The 14,703-nt window shown below is 59.9% G+C and carries 17 protein-coding genes; 15 read left to right on the top strand and 2 right to left on the bottom strand.

Annotation, left to right across the window (positions count from 1 at the left end; genetic code table 11):
- Positions 1-82 precede the first annotated feature (82 nt).
- The 13 genes from fleN (at position 83) to ACIGHL_RS01810 (ending at position 11,401) form a co-directional block, all read left to right on the top strand.
- Positions 83-913, top strand: a complete 831-nt coding sequence (gene fleN, locus ACIGHL_RS01750) for a flagellar synthesis regulator FleN (protein ID WP_045425761.1) — start codon at positions 83-85, stop codon at positions 911-913.
- Between the two features lie 14 nt (positions 914-927).
- Positions 928-1,653, top strand: a complete 726-nt coding sequence (gene fliA / locus ACIGHL_RS01755; protein WP_045425763.1) for an RNA polymerase sigma factor FliA — start codon at positions 928-930, stop codon at positions 1,651-1,653.
- A 117-nt stretch (positions 1,654-1,770) separates the two neighbouring features.
- The gene (locus tag ACIGHL_RS01760) at positions 1,771-2,145 is read left to right on the top strand and encodes a chemotaxis response regulator CheY (protein ID WP_172830728.1); all 375 of its coding nucleotides are present in this window, start codon (positions 1,771-1,773) and stop codon (positions 2,143-2,145) included.
- Positions 2,146-2,168: 23 nt separating this feature from the next.
- A complete protein-coding gene (locus ACIGHL_RS01765; protein WP_128119097.1) occupies positions 2,169-2,963 on the top strand; it encodes a protein phosphatase CheZ in 795 nt (264 codons plus the stop codon).
- Between the two features lie 12 nt (positions 2,964-2,975).
- Entirely contained in the window at positions 2,976-5,186 is a 2,211-nt protein-coding gene (locus tag ACIGHL_RS01770; RefSeq protein WP_128119098.1) for a chemotaxis protein CheA, read from the top strand.
- 48 nt (positions 5,187-5,234) lie between these two features.
- Positions 5,235-6,335, top strand: coding sequence for a protein-glutamate methylesterase/protein-glutamine glutaminase (locus ACIGHL_RS01775; RefSeq protein ID WP_128119099.1), 1,101 nt, complete (start codon positions 5,235-5,237; stop codon positions 6,333-6,335).
- Positions 6,335-7,075: a flagellar motor protein gene (locus ACIGHL_RS01780; RefSeq protein ID WP_045425775.1), complete on the top strand. Its 741-nt coding sequence runs from the start codon at positions 6,335-6,337 to the stop codon at positions 7,073-7,075. The genes ACIGHL_RS01775 and ACIGHL_RS01780 overlap by 1 nt, the downstream gene beginning before the upstream one ends.
- 139 nt (positions 7,076-7,214) lie before the next feature.
- On the top strand, positions 7,215-8,042 hold the full coding sequence (gene motD, locus ACIGHL_RS01785; RefSeq protein WP_064482598.1) for a flagellar motor protein MotD: 828 nt from the start codon (positions 7,215-7,217) through the stop codon (positions 8,040-8,042).
- Positions 8,043-8,132: 90 nt separating this feature from the next.
- On the top strand, positions 8,133-8,921 hold the full coding sequence (locus ACIGHL_RS01790) for a ParA family protein (RefSeq protein WP_045425780.1): 789 nt from the start codon (positions 8,133-8,135) through the stop codon (positions 8,919-8,921).
- Between the two features lie 86 nt (positions 8,922-9,007).
- Positions 9,008-9,832 (top strand): CheW domain-containing protein, encoded by an 825-nt coding sequence (locus ACIGHL_RS01795; RefSeq protein WP_128119100.1) that lies wholly within the window; start codon positions 9,008-9,010, stop codon positions 9,830-9,832.
- Between the two features lie 85 nt (positions 9,833-9,917).
- On the top strand, positions 9,918-10,397 hold the full coding sequence (locus ACIGHL_RS01800) for a chemotaxis protein CheW (protein WP_019340623.1): 480 nt from the start codon (positions 9,918-9,920) through the stop codon (positions 10,395-10,397).
- A 3-nt stretch (positions 10,398-10,400) separates the two neighbouring features.
- The gene (locus ACIGHL_RS01805; RefSeq protein ID WP_128119101.1) at positions 10,401-10,814 is read left to right on the top strand and encodes a DUF2802 domain-containing protein; all 414 of its coding nucleotides are present in this window, start codon (positions 10,401-10,403) and stop codon (positions 10,812-10,814) included.
- 146 nt (positions 10,815-10,960) lie between these two features.
- Positions 10,961-11,401 carry a rhodanese-like domain-containing protein gene (locus ACIGHL_RS01810; protein ID WP_128119102.1) on the top strand — a complete coding sequence of 147 codons (441 nt, stop codon included), beginning with the start codon at positions 10,961-10,963 and terminating at the stop codon, positions 11,399-11,401.
- Here ACIGHL_RS01810 and ACIGHL_RS01815 read toward each other — a convergent pair.
- Together ACIGHL_RS01815 and fliK are read right to left on the bottom strand one after the other, a co-directional pair.
- Positions 11,382-11,705 carry an EscU/YscU/HrcU family type III secretion system export apparatus switch protein gene (locus ACIGHL_RS01815; protein WP_128119103.1) on the bottom strand — a complete coding sequence of 108 codons (324 nt, stop codon included), beginning with the start codon at positions 11,703-11,705 and terminating at the stop codon, positions 11,382-11,384. The genes ACIGHL_RS01810 and ACIGHL_RS01815 overlap by 20 nt on opposite strands.
- Positions 11,702-13,225, bottom strand: a complete 1,524-nt coding sequence (fliK, locus tag ACIGHL_RS01820) for a flagellar hook-length control protein FliK (RefSeq protein WP_128119104.1) — start codon at positions 13,223-13,225, stop codon at positions 11,702-11,704. The genes ACIGHL_RS01815 and fliK overlap by 4 nt, the downstream gene beginning before the upstream one ends.
- Positions 13,226-13,354: 129 nt before the next feature.
- Here fliK and ccmA point away from each other — a divergent pair, with 129 nt between their 5' ends.
- Complete coding sequence (gene ccmA / locus ACIGHL_RS01825) at positions 13,355-13,990, top strand: cytochrome c biogenesis heme-transporting ATPase CcmA (protein ID WP_128119105.1); 636 nt, start codon at positions 13,355-13,357, stop codon at positions 13,988-13,990.
- Positions 13,987-14,658, top strand: coding sequence for a heme exporter protein CcmB (ccmB, locus tag ACIGHL_RS01830; RefSeq protein WP_128119106.1), 672 nt, complete (start codon positions 13,987-13,989; stop codon positions 14,656-14,658). Before ccmA ends, ccmB begins: the two co-directional genes overlap by 4 nt.
- Positions 14,659-14,703 lie beyond the last annotated feature (45 nt).

Raw genomic sequence — 14,703 nt, forward strand, 5'->3', positions numbered from 1 at the left:
TCCGAGAGACACACAAAGAAGACGCGTTCCCGCTGAACGCATCGATGGCCCAAGGGCTCCAGCAAGAGATAGGCGTGTGAAAATGGGTATGCATCCCGTACAGGTTATTGCAGTGACCGGCGGCAAGGGTGGCGTCGGCAAGACCAACGTGTCGGTCAATCTGGCCTTGGCGCTGGCCGATCTCGGGCGTCGAGTGGTATTGCTCGACGCTGACCTTGGTCTGGCTAACGTCGACGTGTTGCTCGGCCTGACGACAAAACGCACCCTGGCCGATGTCATTTCCGGTGAATGCGACCTGCGCGATGTGCTGATTCAGGGGCCGGGCGGCATACGTGTTGTTCCGGCCGCTTCCGGCACTCAGAGCATGGTGCAGCTGTCGACGCTTCAACATTCTGGCCTCATCCAGGCTTTCAGCGACATCGGCGATGATATCGATGTGCTGATCATCGACACCGCCGCTGGCATTGGTGACGGTGTGGTGAGCTTTGTTCGCGCCGCGCAGGAAGTGTTGCTGGTGGTCACCGACGAGCCCACGTCAATCACCGATGCCTATGCGCTGATCAAACTGCTCAATCGTGACTACGGCATCAGCCGCTTCCGGGTCTTGGCCAACATGGCCCATGCGCCGCAGGAAGGGCGCAACCTGTTTGCCAAGCTGACCAAGGTGACTGAGCGCTTCCTCGACGTGGCGCTGCAGTACGTCGGCGCCATCCCGTATGACGAAGCGGTGCGCAAGGCTGTGCAGAAGCAGCGCGCCGTTTATGAGGCCTACCCGCGCGCAAAGTGCTCGCTGGCGTTCAGGGCTATCGCGCAGAAGGTGGACACTTGGCCGTTGCCGGCAACGCCACGCGGTCATCTGGAGTTCTTTGTGGAGCGCCTGGTCAGGCCCGCCGCAGAGCCTAACGAACAATAGCGGCTGGATTCGGTATGTATTACAGCAAAGCTCAGGCTAAAGACTCGCAATATCAACTCATCGATCAGTACGCACCGCTGGTCAAGCGCATTGCCTATCACCTCCTGGCGCGTTTGCCAGCGAGCGTGCAGGTCGACGACCTGATGCAGGCCGGCATGATCGGCTTGCTGGAGGCGTCAAAAAAATATGACGCCGGAAAAGGGGCGAGTTTCGAGACCTACGCCGGTATTCGCATCCGCGGCGCCATGCTCGACGAGGTGCGCAAAGGTGACTGGGCGCCGCGTTCGGTACACCGAAACTCGCGCATGGTCAGTGAGGCAATTCGGGCAATTGAGGCTAGAACAGGACGCGACGCTAAAGATCAGGACGTTGCGGCCGAACTTAAATTGAGTCTCGATGAGTACTACGGCATTCTGGGCGACACCCTGGGCAGCCGCCTGTTCAGCTTCGATGATCTGCTTCAGGAAGGCGAGCACGGGGAGTTCGAGGAGGATGCAGCCAGCACCCATCCGGAACCGTCCCGCGATCTTGAAGACGAGCGTTTCCAACAGGCGTTGGCCGAGGCCATCAGTAACCTGCCCGAACGTGAAAAGTTGGTGCTTTCGCTGTATTACGACGAAGAGTTGAACTTGAAGGAAATCGGTCAGGTACTGGGCGTCAGTGAATCACGGGTGAGCCAGTTGCACAGTCAGTGCGCGGCCCGTCTGCGGGCTCGTCTTGGCGAGTGGCGCGCGCGTTAACGACCGGTTTGCGACAAAAGCATTAGAGACCGCTTACGAGCTTCATTCATGAGGCTCGCAAACAGACCGTGAGCAGGTCTCGATTCGGGATTTACGGAGGTGTACTTGGACAAGAACATGAAAATCCTCATCGTCGACGACTTTTCGACCATGAGACGGATCATCAAGAACCTCTTGCGCGATCTGGGTTTTACCAACACTGCCGAGGCAGATGACGGCACCACTGCGCTGCCGATGCTCAAGAGCGGAAGTTTCGATTTCCTCGTCACCGACTGGAATATGCCCGGCATGAGCGGCATCGATTTGCTGCGCGCGGTGCGTGCCGATGAGCGCTTGAAGCATCTGCCGGTATTGATGGTGACCGCCGAGGCGAAGCGCGACCAGATCATCGAGGCCGCGCAAGCGGGCGTAAACGGTTACGTGGTCAAGCCATTCACGGCTCAAGTGCTCAAAGAGAAGATCGAAAAGATCTTCGAGCGCGTCAACGGCTGAAGCAGTAACGCCGCGAGGGCACTATGACGCAAGCAGACCAAACCCTGGCAGAGTTCGAAGCAACTCTGAAGGCTCACGCACCCCAATTGATTGAAAGTCTGCAACAGGGTCGTTTCGACGAAGCGACGCAGATGTTCAATGAGCTCAATCAGGCGCGCAATCACGGGATCTACCTGGAAGTTGGCAAGCTCACCCGGGAGCTGCACAACGCCATCGTAAAGCTCGAGATGGATACCTGTGCCACCGGGGGGGATCCGTCACCGATCACCGATGCGACTGATCGGCTGTCGTACGTGGTGGAGATGACCGAGAAAGCGGCCAACCGCACCATGGACCTGGTTGAAGAATCGGCGCCCTTGGTCAATTACGTGAGTTACGAGGCGCAGAGCCTCACTGCTGATTGGCAGCGTTTCATGCGGCGCGATATGAACGCTGAACAGTTCCGTGAGCTGGTCAAGCGCATCGACCAGTTTCTCCAGCGCAGCATGAACGATGGCAGTCAGCTGTCGCAGAACCTTAGCGAAATCATGCTGGCTCAGGATTTCCAAGACCTTACCGGTCAGGTGATCAAAAGAGTGACCCGGCTCATTACCGAACTCGAAAGTAACCTGCTTAATCTGGTGCTGATGGCCGGCCAGGTTGACCGCGTGGCGGGCATCCAGCACGACCGCGACGCGATGCGCGCCGAGCAGGAAATGAAAAAACAAGAAAAACTGCCTTCCAATGGTGAAGGTCCGCAGATGCATGCCGATATACGTGAAGACGTCGTATCCGGGCAGGACGACGTTGATGATCTGCTTTCGAGCCTGGGCTTTTAGGGGAAGTTAAATATGAGCTTCGACGCCGATGAAGAAATCCTCCAGGATTTCCTGGTAGAGGCCGGCGAGATTCTCGAACTATTGTCAGAGCAGCTGGTGGAGCTGGAAAGCAGCCCCGATGACACAGCCTTGCTCAATGCGATTTTTCGCGGTTTCCATACGGTAAAAGGCGGTGCCGGGTTTCTCCAGCTGCATGAGTTGGTGGAGTGCTGCCACATCGCTGAAAACGTCTTCGACATCCTGCGCAAGGGTGAGCGTCGCGTCGACTCGGAATTGATGGATGTCGTGCTGCAGGCCTTGGACTCCGTCAATGAAATGTTTAGCCAGGTGCGCGAGCGGACCGAAGTAACCCCGGCGACGCCCGAGCTGCTGGCAGCGCTGGCCCGTTTGGCCGAGCCGGCCGGAGCGCAGGAGCCCATAGTCGAAGCGTCTGTCGAGACTGAGCCTGAGTCTGAGCCCGCTACGACCGCCGACAGCGAGTTCGAGCAGTTTCTTGGCGCGCTGGACGAATCTGCCGAGGCACCTTCTTCAAGCGCCCCAGATGAAATTACCGACGAGGAGTTCGAATCGCTGCTCGATCAGCTCCATGGAAAGGGTCATTTCGCGACGGAGCAGCAACCGACTCCGGTCGCTCCTGCTGCTGCGGTGGCGGGACAGTCTGCCAGCGACGAGATTACCGACGACGAATTCGAGGCATTGCTCGATCAACTGCATGGCAAAGGCCAGTTCGCCGAACCGGCTGCCGCTGCACCTGCTGCCCCTGCCGGGTCCGTTGACAAGCCTGCCGCGGCGGGTGGCAATGACATCAGCGACGACGAATTCGAAGCGCTGCTGGACCAGCTGCATGGTAAGGGCAAGTTTGAACCTGATGCTGCCGCGCCAGTCGCGGCTGCAGCTGTGCCTGCCACCAAGCCCGCACCGGCTGCCGCGCCTGCCGAGAAAAAGGCTGCACCAGCGAAACCGGCAGCAAATGCCGTAGCGAGCAAGGCTGCTGCCCCGGCGAAAGCAGAGCTAGCATCCAAGTCTGCTGCAGCTCTGGAGAAGCCCGCGAGCGAGGCTGAGACGACTGTTCGAGTCGATACCGCGCGGCTCGATGAAATCATGAACATGGTGGGTGAACTGGTACTGGTGCGTAACCGCTTGGTGCGCCTGGGGTCCAACAGCGCCGACGAGGCCATGGCCAAGGCCGTGTCCAACCTCGATGTGGTGACCGCTGACCTGCAGAGCGCGGTGATGAAAACACGCATGCAACCGATCAAGAAGGTGTTCGGTCGCTTCCCGCGTCTTGTTCGCGATCTGGCTCGCAGCCTCAAGAAAGAAATCAATCTGGAACTGGTCGGCGAAGAAACCGACCTGGACAAGAATCTCGTCGAAGCCTTGGCTGATCCGCTGGTGCACTTGGTGCGCAACGCGGTGGATCACGGCATCGAGACACCGGAAGAGCGCGAAGCTGCAGGCAAGCCGCGTACCGGCAAGGTCGTACTCTCCGCAGAACAGGAAGGCGACCACATCCTGTTGCTGATCACCGATGATGGCAAAGGCATGGATGCAGACGTTCTGCGCGCCAAGGCGGTGGAGAAGGGCTTGCTCGATAAGGACGCAGCCGATCGCCTGAGCGATCTGGAATCCTACAATCTGATCTTTGCGCCGGGCTTCTCGACCAAGACGGAGATCTCCGACGTTTCCGGCCGCGGCGTTGGCATGGACGTGGTCAAGACCAAGATTTCGCAGCTCAACGGCACGGTCAACGTCTTCTCCAACAAAGGCCAGGGCTCGCGCGTTGTAATCAAAGTGCCCCTGACGCTGGCGATCATGCCAACCCTGATGGTGATGCTGGGTAACCAGGCATTCGCTTTCCCGCTGGTAAGTGTTAACGAGATCTTCCACCTCGACCTGTCCCGTACCAACGTGGTTGATGGTCAGGAAGTGGTGATCGTTCGCGACAAGGCGCTGCCATTGTTCTATCTCAAGCGCTGGCTGGTGCGCGGTGCCGAGCTCGAAGAGCAGCGCGAAGGGCACGTGGTGATCCTCAACGTCGGCAACCAGAGTATCGGCTTCGTCGTCGATCAGCTGGTGGGGCAGGAAGAGGTGGTGATCAAGCCGTTGGGCAAGATGCTGCAGGGCACTCCGGGAATGTCCGGTGCGACTATCACTGGCGATGGTCGTATCGCCTTGATCCTGGATGTCCCGAGCATGCTTAAGCGTTACGCACGCCGGATCTGATCAGTAGGCAGCGGTTTTTCACGGACCGCTGCCGCTAGGAGTTGTTTTATGGCAGTCAAGGTCCTGGTGGTGGACGATTCCGGCTTTTTCCGCCGCCGTGTATCGGAGATCCTTTCTTCAGATTCGAATATCCAGGTGATCGGAACCGCGACCAACGGCCGCGAGGCAATCGACCAGGCGCTGGCGTTGAAACCGGACGTCATCACCATGGACTACGAGATGCCGATGATGGACGGCATTACCGCGGTCCGGCAAATCATGCAGCGCTGTCCAACACCCGTGCTGATGTTCTCATCGCTAACCCACGAAGGCGCACGGGTCACACTCGACGCGCTGGATGCGGGAGCCGTCGACTTTCTGCCGAAGAACTTCGAGGACATCTCGCGAAATCCGGACAAGGTCAAGCAACTGCTCTGCGAAAAGGTCCACTCCATTTCGCGCAGCAATCGCCGCTTCAGCAGTACCAGTGTCGCTCCGGCTGCTACGGTGGCGGGCCCCCGGTCAGCTAGCGTCGTGTCGGGCACGGCTCCTGTTGCCCGGCATACGACGCCCGCCCATACGGCGCCGGCTTCGGCGCCTCGTCGGAAATCGTACCGGCTGGTCGCCATTGGCACTTCAACTGGCGGGCCGGTGGCGCTTCAGCGCGTGCTAACGCAGCTGCCCGGCAATTTTCCGGCGCCTATCGTGCTGATTCAGCACATGCCGGCCGCGTTTACCAAAGCCTTCGCCGAACGTCTGGACAAGCTCTGCAAGATCCGCGTCAAAGAGGCCGAAGACGGCGATCTATTACGTCCAGGCTTGGCACTGCTGGCGCCGGGCGGCAAACAGATGATGGTCGACGGGCGCGGCACAGTGCGCATTCTGCCGGGCGACGAACGCCTCAACTACAGGCCCTGCGTCGATGTCACCTTCGGCTCCGCCGCCAAGGCGTACGGAGACAAGGTACTGGCGGTCGTGCTGACCGGCATGGGAGCTGATGGCCGTGAAGGCGCGCGGATGCTCAAGCAGAGCGGCAGTCAGGTCTGGGCGCAGGATGAGGCCAGTTGTGTGATTTATGGGATGCCGATGGCAGTGGTGAAGGCCAACCTCAGCGATGCCGTCTACGGGCTCGATGACATCGGTCGCCATTTGAGCGAGGCGTGCATCTGATGGATGTACTCAGCCTGATCGGGCTGGTCCTTGCGTTTGTTGCCATTGTCGGGGGTAACTTCCTCGAAGGCGGGCATGTGTCGGCGCTGCTCAATGGCCCGGCCGCACTGATCGTGCTCGGCGGTACGCTCGGTGCGGTGCTGCTGCAAACGCCGATGGCGGTGTTCATGCGAGCGATGTCGGTGATGGGGTGGATTTTGTTTCCCCCGCGTATCGACATGGTCCGTGGTATCAGCTTGGTCACGAGTTGGAGCGCTACGGCGCGAAAGGAGGGTTTGCTGGGGCTTGAGCCGATCGCCGAAACCGAGCCTGATCCCTACGCACGCAAAGGCTTGCAGCTGCTGGTCGATGGTGCTGAGCCGGAAGTGATTCGCAGCATTCTCGAGGTTGACCTGTACACGCAGGAAACCCGCGATCTGAGGGCGGCGAAAGTGTTCGAGAGCATGGGTGGCTATTCGCCCACGGTAGGCATCATCGGTGCGGTGATGGGGCTAATACATGTCATGGGCAATCTCGCCGATCCCAGTCAGCTGGGCAGTGGTATTGCGGTTGCCTTCGTTGCGACGATTTACGGTGTGGCCTTTGCCAACCTGCTGGTTTTGCCGATGGGCAACAAGCTCAAAAGCGTGGTGCAGAAGCAGACCGCTTACCGCGAAATGTTGCTCGAAGGCGTTCTGTCGATTGCCGAAGGAGAAAACCCTCGTTCAATCGAAATGAAGCTCCAGGGTTTCATCGATTAATTGACGGAATGCCAACGGCACCCTTGCCGCTGCGGTCCTGGGAACGAAGATGGAAAAGGCTCCAGTCAAGACGATCATCAACTTAGGCTCTGAAACGCCTAGCTCGATGAGTTGCGCGCTAAACGCTGGAGGCATCTGAATGGCCCGTCGCCGCACTCACGAAGAGCCGGAGAATCACGAGCGTTGGTTGGTGTCCTACGCGGATTTCATCACCCTGCTGTTTGCCTTCTTCGTGGTGATGTATTCAATCTCTTCGCTCAACGAGGGCAAATACAAGATTCTGTCCGATTCGTTAGTAGGCGTTTTCAATCAGGTCGACCGAGCGGTCAAGCCGATTCCGATAGGTGAAGAGAGACCACGTACCACGCAGCCGGATGCATCCCAGATCGACGAGCCGCAATCGTCTCAGCAGCCAATCGATCCGCTGCAAAGCATCATGCAGAGCATGCAGGCGGCCTTTGCCGATCTGATCGATTCGAAGCAACTGACAATTCGCGGCAACGAGCTCTGGGTTGAAATCGAACTGAATTCGAGCCTGCTTTTCCCCAGCGGCGATGCGTTGCCTAACGACCATGCGTTCGATCTGCTGGAGAAGATTGCCGGGATTCTGGCGCCTTTCGATAATCCCATCCATGTCGAAGGATTCACCGATAACCTGCCGATCAACACCGAAAAGTTTCCTACCAACTGGGAGCTTTCCGCCGCCCGTGCAGGCAGTGTGGTGCGAATGCTAGCGGCCGACGGCGTCGACCCGGCACGCTTGGCCGCAGTGGGTTACGGCGAATTTCAACCCATTGCGGATAACTCCACCGCCGAGGGCAGGGCGCGTAATCGTCGGGTGATTCTGGTTGTTTCACGCAACCTGGACGTTCGTCGCAGCGTCAGTGGTGTGGGAAGTGGGAATGCTCGACCTGTCGGGGTGGCCCCGCAACCTGGCACACAACGTGCTGTTCCTTCTGATCGTTAGGTGCCGCTCGCGGCGTCGTCAATTCTCCGTCGCCGGCCAAGGCCGAGACGGCCGATCCCGGTCTGGTTCGATCCGGATGGAAAGATACATATGAGAGTCTGGGCTGTAGCCAATCAAAAAGGTGGAGTGGGCAAGACCACTACCTCCATAGCACTTGCCGGTTTGCTGGCCGATTCGGGCAAGCGGGTCGTAGCGCTGGATCTCGACCCCCATGGCTCGATGACGAGCTATTTCGGTCATGACCCGGATAACCTCGATCACAGCGTCTTCGATCTGTTCCAGCACCAGGGCACGGTTCCCGAGGGTTTGCCTTGGCAACTGCTGCTGCCGACTAGCCATGAGCGCCTTTCCCTGTTGCCGTCCAGCACGGTACTGGCGACGCTGGAGCGTCAGTCGCCCGGCCAGAACGGTCTCGGTCTGGTAATCGCCAAAAGTCTTTCTCAGCTGTGGCAGGATTTCGACTACGCCATCATCGACAGCCCGCCGCTGCTGGGGGTCCTGATGGTAAACGCGCTGGCAGCCAGCCAGCAGTTGATCATTCCGGTGCAGACTGAGTTTCTGGCCATGAAGGGCCTGGAGCGAATGGTCAGCACGCTGAGCATGATCAATCGGTCGCGCCGGCAGGCCTTGCCTTACACCATCGTGCCGACGATGTTCGATCGCCGCACTGCAGCCTCGATGAGCACACTCAGGGTCTTGCGTAATGGCTACCAGGACAACCTCTGGCAAGCCTTCATTCCGATCGATACACGTTTGCGCGATGCCAGTCGTGCCGGCCTTACGCCGTCCCAGCATGATCCGAGCAGCCGGGGCGTGCTCGCCTATCGCGCGCTGCTCAAAACACTGCTGGCGGCGCAAGCTTCGCCGCAGGTGGCCTGAATGACGACGTACGGCCGCGTTCGCCGTTCAAGTTCGACATGGGTGCGGCCGATAGCCTATCCAGTGGGTTCGCACGAGTTGGTTCCATGAGTCGTACCGTTCTTAAAGAAAGCCGATCGCAACAGACGCTGCAGTCATATCTCGACGCCCTGTTGCAGGACGCCGTCATCGGATTGGCCGAATCGGTCAGTGCAGACGAGTTTCAGGCTGCCGTGCTCGAGGAGCAACAGCGCGATACACAGCGGGTGGTTGCGCTGCGCCCGGTTACTCCGCCCGAACCCGAAGCTGTTGCCGTTCCGGTGATAGTCGAGGCGCAGCCGTTGCTCGAATTGCCACCCGAGTTACCCGCGAAAGCGCCGCCTGTACCAGTCGAACCCGTTGCCATACTTGAGTCGCAGGGCCAAGCGCCGGGCGGTCCGCCAGCAATCCTGAGCCGCCAGCCAGAGTGGGGCGAGGAGCCGTTCGAGTGCCTGTTGTTCGACGTGGCCGGGCTGACGCTGGCGGTGCCGCTGGTCAGTCTCGGCTCGATCTATCCGCTTGCCGGGCAGGAGCTGACGCCGTTGTTCGGCCAGCCGGCCTGGTTCCTCGGCATCTTGCCGAGCCAGGCTGGCAATTTGAAAGTCCTGGATACCGCACGCTGGGTGATGGCTGAGCGGTATCGCGACGATTTCCGCGACGGACTTCAGTATGTAATTTCGGTGCAGGGCTACGAGTGGGGGCTGGCGGTACACCAGGTCAGCCGCTCGATTCGTCTGGACCCGAAAGAAGTGAAGTGGCGTACTCAGCGTACTCAGCGCCCTTGGCTCGCAGGGACGGTGATTGACCACATGTGTGCGCTGGTGGACGTGACCGCGCTCGCCGAGCTGATCGCCAGCGGTGCGACCCGACATCTCAAGGGCGTTCCGTCGTAACGACTTGAACAAACAGAGGGGCACGTAAGCGCCCCGACTAACCGATAGAATCAACCGCCAGTGCGGTACATGAAGAGGTGGGGCTATGAAGATGACTTCCGCACAGGGTTCCGATGATCCGGTCCTGCAATGGGTAACCTTCCGTCTGGATAACGAGACCTATGGCATCAACGTGATGCAGGTTCAGGAAGTGCTGCGCTATACCGAAATCGCCCCCGTGCCGGGTGCCCCCAGCTATGTGCTGGGCATCATCAACCTGCGCGGCAACGTCGTTACGGTGATCGATACGCGCCAGCGCTTTGGTCTCGACACGGCGCCGGTATCGGACAACACCCGTATTGTCATCATAGAGGCAGACCGCCAGGTGGTTGGCATCCTGGTCGACAGCGTTGCCGAGGTGGTCTACCTGCGCCAATCGGAGATCGAAACCGCACCTAACGTCGGTAACGATGAATCCGCGAAGTTTATCCAAGGCGTGTGCAACAAGAACAATGAGCTGCTAATTCTGGTCGAACTAGACAAGATGATGAGCGAAGAAGAATGGGCGGAACTTGAGAGCATCTGAAACATGATCGCGTCGCTGGTAGCGGCGGTCGTTGCGCTTGCCTTGTGCTGCCTCGCATTGCTCGGTTGCTGCATCTGGCTGTTCCGCCGCCAGCGACAGCAGGCAGAAACGCAAGCGCTCGCAGACGCTGCCCGTGACCAGCGCATCAAGACGCTCACCACCCGGCTGGATAACTACCTGGAAAGCAACGTTCGGATGGGCAAAGACCTGCATGAGCTGTCGCGCATCGTTGCCCCGTTGCCAGAAAAGCTGGGCCAGCTCGAGCAGCGCGATCCGAACAATTTCTCCTTTTCCCAAGCGGCCAAACTGGTTGGTATGGGCGCCAGCGTCGATGATCTGACGCAATCCTGCGGTCTGTCCCAGTCCGAAGCCGAGCTGATGCGCAAGCTGCATCAGGCGCGTCGCAATCCTGATTAGTGCCAGGCAGGTGTGTCGCCGCCCTCCGGTGACAACCGTCGGCCCTCTGGCTGTGGCAGTGAACGATATGACTATTGCTTCCTCCAAACTGGACAAGGTTTCGCCATGTCTGGTGCAGGCCTGTGCCCGAGGGCAAGGAGGATGTGATGCTGCGCATTCTAATGCTGTGCCTGCTGGCGAGCCCGGCTTGGCTCTGCGCAGCGGAAGCGCCGCCGCAAGTAAACGGTGCAATGACCGTCAATGTTTATCAGGCTCGGCAGCTCCATGCGCTTGGCGCCGTGTTCATCGACGTGCGCCCGCGGCACGAGTGGGCCTGGGGTCACGTTGAAGGCGCGGTGCACATGAGTCTGGCGCGTGAGTTCTTCGGACTGTCGCGGACCGAATGGCCAAGAAGCGTCCCCCTGGTGGTCTACTGCAACAGCGAGGTCTGTCCCGCCAGTGCCGAGGCGGTTCGCCTTGCGGTCGCGTGGGGTTACCAGCAGGTGTTTTACTTCCGGGAAGGCTATTTCGCGTGGATGCTGGCTGATTTTCCTCAGGAGAAGGGCCAGATAAATAGCATCGCAACGCTTAATGCACAGGCCCATTGAGCCGCGGGACGTCCGGTGTGTCTTTGGGATCGCTAAAGCCTGGCGGACATTTGCCTTTCAGGTACCAGGCGAAGGCGATGATCTCGGCGATGGTGCGATAGAGCGCTTCCGGAATCGCATCGCCCAGTTCCAGGCGCGCCAGCAATTTAACCAGTTCGGCATTTTCGTAGATCGGCACGTCGTGTTCGCGGGCGATAGCCAGTATCGCTTCGGCCAATTCGTCGTCCCCCTTCGCTGAAAGGGTTGGTGCGGTGGCGCCATCATAGGTGAGTGCGATGGCCTGGCGCGGTGTGCTGGTGATCATGCGGTTTCATCCACGAAGCGTTGATCCAATGAAGTACGCGGCCCCTGCGGCGGCGTTCCCTGCCGGCAGGCCAATTCGCCGACGTTCAACCCGGCCGTGACCAGGCGTTGACGTAGGTGCTCGAGCTCAGCCGAGATCAGCTCGGCGGTACCGCTGCGTTCGGCCCAGATCTGGCTCGAAAGGCTACCCTGAAGCAACTGTGCCTGGACTTGCAGCGGGCCGAGGGGAGCGACATCGAATGCGAGCTCTACCTTCCACAGCGTTTCCGGTTTGTCCTTGCGGTTTTGCTGAGACTCTTCTTCACGTTGGAATTTCACCTGCAGTGGCACGATATCGCGCTGGTCGCGCATCGGTACCTCAAGCTGCCAGGTTGTGACCTGGGTACCGTCCGGGTTGGTCTGCGTCTGGGCAAGGCTGGACAACTGATGTGTCTGTAGCCGCGATACTGCAGCCGCGGCCAGTTTCAGCAGAATCTCAAGGTCGGCTTCTTCATCGGCGTTGGGCAGCAGTCGGCTCGACAAAGGGAAGTTTTGCGCTAACTGGCGCGGATTTGGCTGGCCAAGCGCACCGAGTGCATTACGGGCGAAAGCCGGCAGAGCCTGGCCGAGGTTTGCACCGGCCTGCGCCGCTGTTAGCGGCCCTCCACCCGGCAGGCCCGGTAGTTGCGCGATTAGGCGTAGCAGAGCGGCTTTCATGTCTGTCGGCAGATTGCTTGCTTCGCCACGCAGAAGACTACTTTCGAGAAACACCCCGCTGCGCGCCAATGCCTGCGCCAACGTCTTGGCATCGCCAAGCTGTTGCATATCCGGCACTAGGCCGAGCAGCCGCTCGGCTGCCCCGCGCAACTGGTCGGGCAGAGCCGAGCTGGATCCCAGCGCGCTGAGCAGCCCCTCAATCGAGCCTTGGCGGCCATGCTGCGCGGTCAGCTGTTGACCCAGCACCAACTGATCGAGGCGGCCGCTCAGTGGCACGAAAGCCAACGACTGGTCGCCCTGAACGCGCGCTGTGATCAGGCTGCCCGGCGCGAGCGGCATAGCGGATTCGACGTTGAGCTTCTGTCCAGCGAGCGGCGAATTGAGCAGGGTGATCACGACCTTGAAAAGGAGCTTGCCGTCCTGCTGGGTCTGCTGGCTGGCCGTCACCTTGCCTTGCACCACGCTGCCTATTGGCAGTTGCGAGAGATCGATGCTGCTCTGCGGCTGGCGATGGCCGGGCTGCAGCGTGGCCATCAGGCGCGAATCGGACACGGCGGTGATGAGCAGAGCGGCTCCGGGTGTGGCGGCTTTCGGGCTGGTCGTTTCGACCGTTGCCTGACGTCCGTTGGTCAGGGTCAGGCGCAGCGTCAGCTGAAAGCTTTGCAGCACCTCCTTGATACTGATGACTTCCGCCTCGGCACTCTCGCCCGCGGCAAGCAGTCCCTGCATCGGCTGCAGCAATTTCAGCGCGAGGTCAGCGGGCGCCACTGCCGGGCGAGCTGGACCAGCGGCGGGAATCGCCTGAGTGCTTTTGATCTCGGTCATCTTACTTAAATGCTCTTACAACCTTTCTACGTTGTGGTCTTTGGCGCCAGGGTTCGCCATGTATAATTCCGCCGCCCGCCCGATCACGATGTAGCGGCCGGGCTCCTTTCATCTTGAGGTAGCCCTAGCGTGTCCAGTCCCTTTCTTGAAACTGTGGCGCTTTCCTGCGAGCGAGACTGGCGCCTGCTGTTCGAGAGGTTAGACCTGCAGATCGTCAAAGGGGAAATGTTGCAGATCGCCGGCCCCAATGGCAGTGGTAAGACGAGCCTGCTGCGGTTGCTGTCTGGCTTGATGCAGCCAACCGCCGGGGAGGTCTTGCTCAAGGGGGAAACACTGGAAAGCCAGCGCGGTGAATTGGCCCGCAATCTACTGTGGATCGGTCATGCAGCGGGCATCAAAGGCTTGCTAAGCGCCGAGGAAAATCTCACTTGGCTGTGCGCATTGCATCAGCCGGCGTCGCGTGATGCGATCTGGCAGGCGCTCGATGCTGTGGGACTGCGCGGTTTCGAAGACGTGCCCTGCCATACGCTCTCCGCCGGTCAACAGCGCCGGGTTGGGTTGGCCCGGCTGTATTTGTCGCCCCCCCCTTTGTGGATTCTCGATGAGCCCTTCACGGCGCTCGATAAGGGTGGCGTGGCCCAGCTTGAACGGCATCTTGCATTCCACTGCGAACAAGGCGGCATGGTCGTGCTGACCACTCATCATTCGCTCGTTGAGATGCCCGCGGGCTTCCGCGTGATCGACCTGGGACAGAGAGCCGCATGAGCAACGTCTTTACGCTGTTGCTGGCTCGCGAAAGTCGGCTGTTGTTCCGTCGACCGGCGGAACTGGCCAATCCATTGGTGTTCTTCGCCATCGTCATCGCTCTGTTCCCGCTGGCGGTCGGTCCTGAGTCGCAGCTGTTGCAGACCATTTCGCCCGGGCTGATCTGGGTCGCGGCGTTATTGGCAGTGCTGCTTTCGCTGGACGGCCTGTTTCGCAGTGATTTTGAAGATGGGTCGCTTGAGCAGTGGGTCGTTTCGCCGCACCCCTTAGCGCTTCTGGTTCTCGCCAAGGTGCTGGCACACTGGATTTTCTCCGGATTGGCGCTGGTGCTTCTGGCGCCGTTGCTGGGCCTCATGCTGGGCATGCCGGTCAGCGCACTGCCGGTGCTGCTGATGTCGCTGCTGCTGGGTACGCCGGTGCTGAGCCTGTTGGGGGCAGTCGGGGCGGCCTTGACCGTTGGGCTCAAGCGCGGCGGTTTGCTACTGGCGCTGCTTATCCTCCCGCTTTATATCCCCGTTTTGATCCTGGGCAGCGGAGCATTGCAGGCAGCCCTGCAAGGGTTGCCAGCGCTCGGTTATCTGTTGTGGCTTTCCAGCCTGACTGCCCTGGCAGTCACCCTGACACCCTTTGCAATAGCGGCCGGCCTGAGAATCAGCGTCGGCGAATGACGGATTGGCAGAATGTTTCTATCCAATAGCGGAACGCAGTTAGCC

Origin of the sequence: Pseudomonas sp. NPDC077451 (assembly GCF_044543345.1) — a bacterium.
GTDB lineage: Bacteria > Pseudomonadota > Gammaproteobacteria > Pseudomonadales > Pseudomonadaceae > Stutzerimonas.

Bases quoted from the DNA above. Each gene is read 5' to 3' on its own strand.
- fleN (WP_045425761.1), top strand. From the start codon at position 83: ATGGGTATGCATCCCGTACAGGTTATTGCAGTGACCGGCGGCAAGGGT.
- fliA (WP_045425763.1), top strand. From the start codon at position 928: ATGTATTACAGCAAAGCTCAGGCTAAAGACTCGCAATATCAACTCATC.
- ACIGHL_RS01760 (WP_172830728.1), top strand. From the start codon at position 1,771: ATGAAAATCCTCATCGTCGACGACTTTTCGACCATGAGACGGATCATC.
- ACIGHL_RS01765 (WP_128119097.1), top strand. From the start codon at position 2,169: ATGACGCAAGCAGACCAAACCCTGGCAGAGTTCGAAGCAACTCTGAAG.
- ACIGHL_RS01770 (WP_128119098.1), top strand. From the start codon at position 2,976: ATGAGCTTCGACGCCGATGAAGAAATCCTCCAGGATTTCCTGGTAGAG.
- ACIGHL_RS01775 (WP_128119099.1), top strand. From the start codon at position 5,235: ATGGCAGTCAAGGTCCTGGTGGTGGACGATTCCGGCTTTTTCCGCCGC.
- ACIGHL_RS01780 (WP_045425775.1), top strand. From the start codon at position 6,335: ATGGATGTACTCAGCCTGATCGGGCTGGTCCTTGCGTTTGTTGCCATT.
- motD (WP_064482598.1), top strand. From the start codon at position 7,215: ATGGCCCGTCGCCGCACTCACGAAGAGCCGGAGAATCACGAGCGTTGG.
- ACIGHL_RS01790 (WP_045425780.1), top strand. From the start codon at position 8,133: ATGAGAGTCTGGGCTGTAGCCAATCAAAAAGGTGGAGTGGGCAAGACC.
- ACIGHL_RS01795 (WP_128119100.1), top strand. From the start codon at position 9,008: ATGAGTCGTACCGTTCTTAAAGAAAGCCGATCGCAACAGACGCTGCAG.
- ACIGHL_RS01800 (WP_019340623.1), top strand. From the start codon at position 9,918: ATGAAGATGACTTCCGCACAGGGTTCCGATGATCCGGTCCTGCAATGG.
- ACIGHL_RS01805 (WP_128119101.1), top strand. From the start codon at position 10,401: ATGATCGCGTCGCTGGTAGCGGCGGTCGTTGCGCTTGCCTTGTGCTGC.
- ACIGHL_RS01810 (WP_128119102.1), top strand. From the start codon at position 10,961: ATGCTGCGCATTCTAATGCTGTGCCTGCTGGCGAGCCCGGCTTGGCTC.
- ACIGHL_RS01815 (WP_128119103.1), bottom strand. From the start codon at position 11,705: ATGATCACCAGCACACCGCGCCAGGCCATCGCACTCACCTATGATGGC.
- fliK (WP_128119104.1), bottom strand. From the start codon at position 13,225: ATGACCGAGATCAAAAGCACTCAGGCGATTCCCGCCGCTGGTCCAGCT.
- ccmB (WP_128119106.1), top strand. From the start codon at position 13,987: ATGAGCAACGTCTTTACGCTGTTGCTGGCTCGCGAAAGTCGGCTGTTG.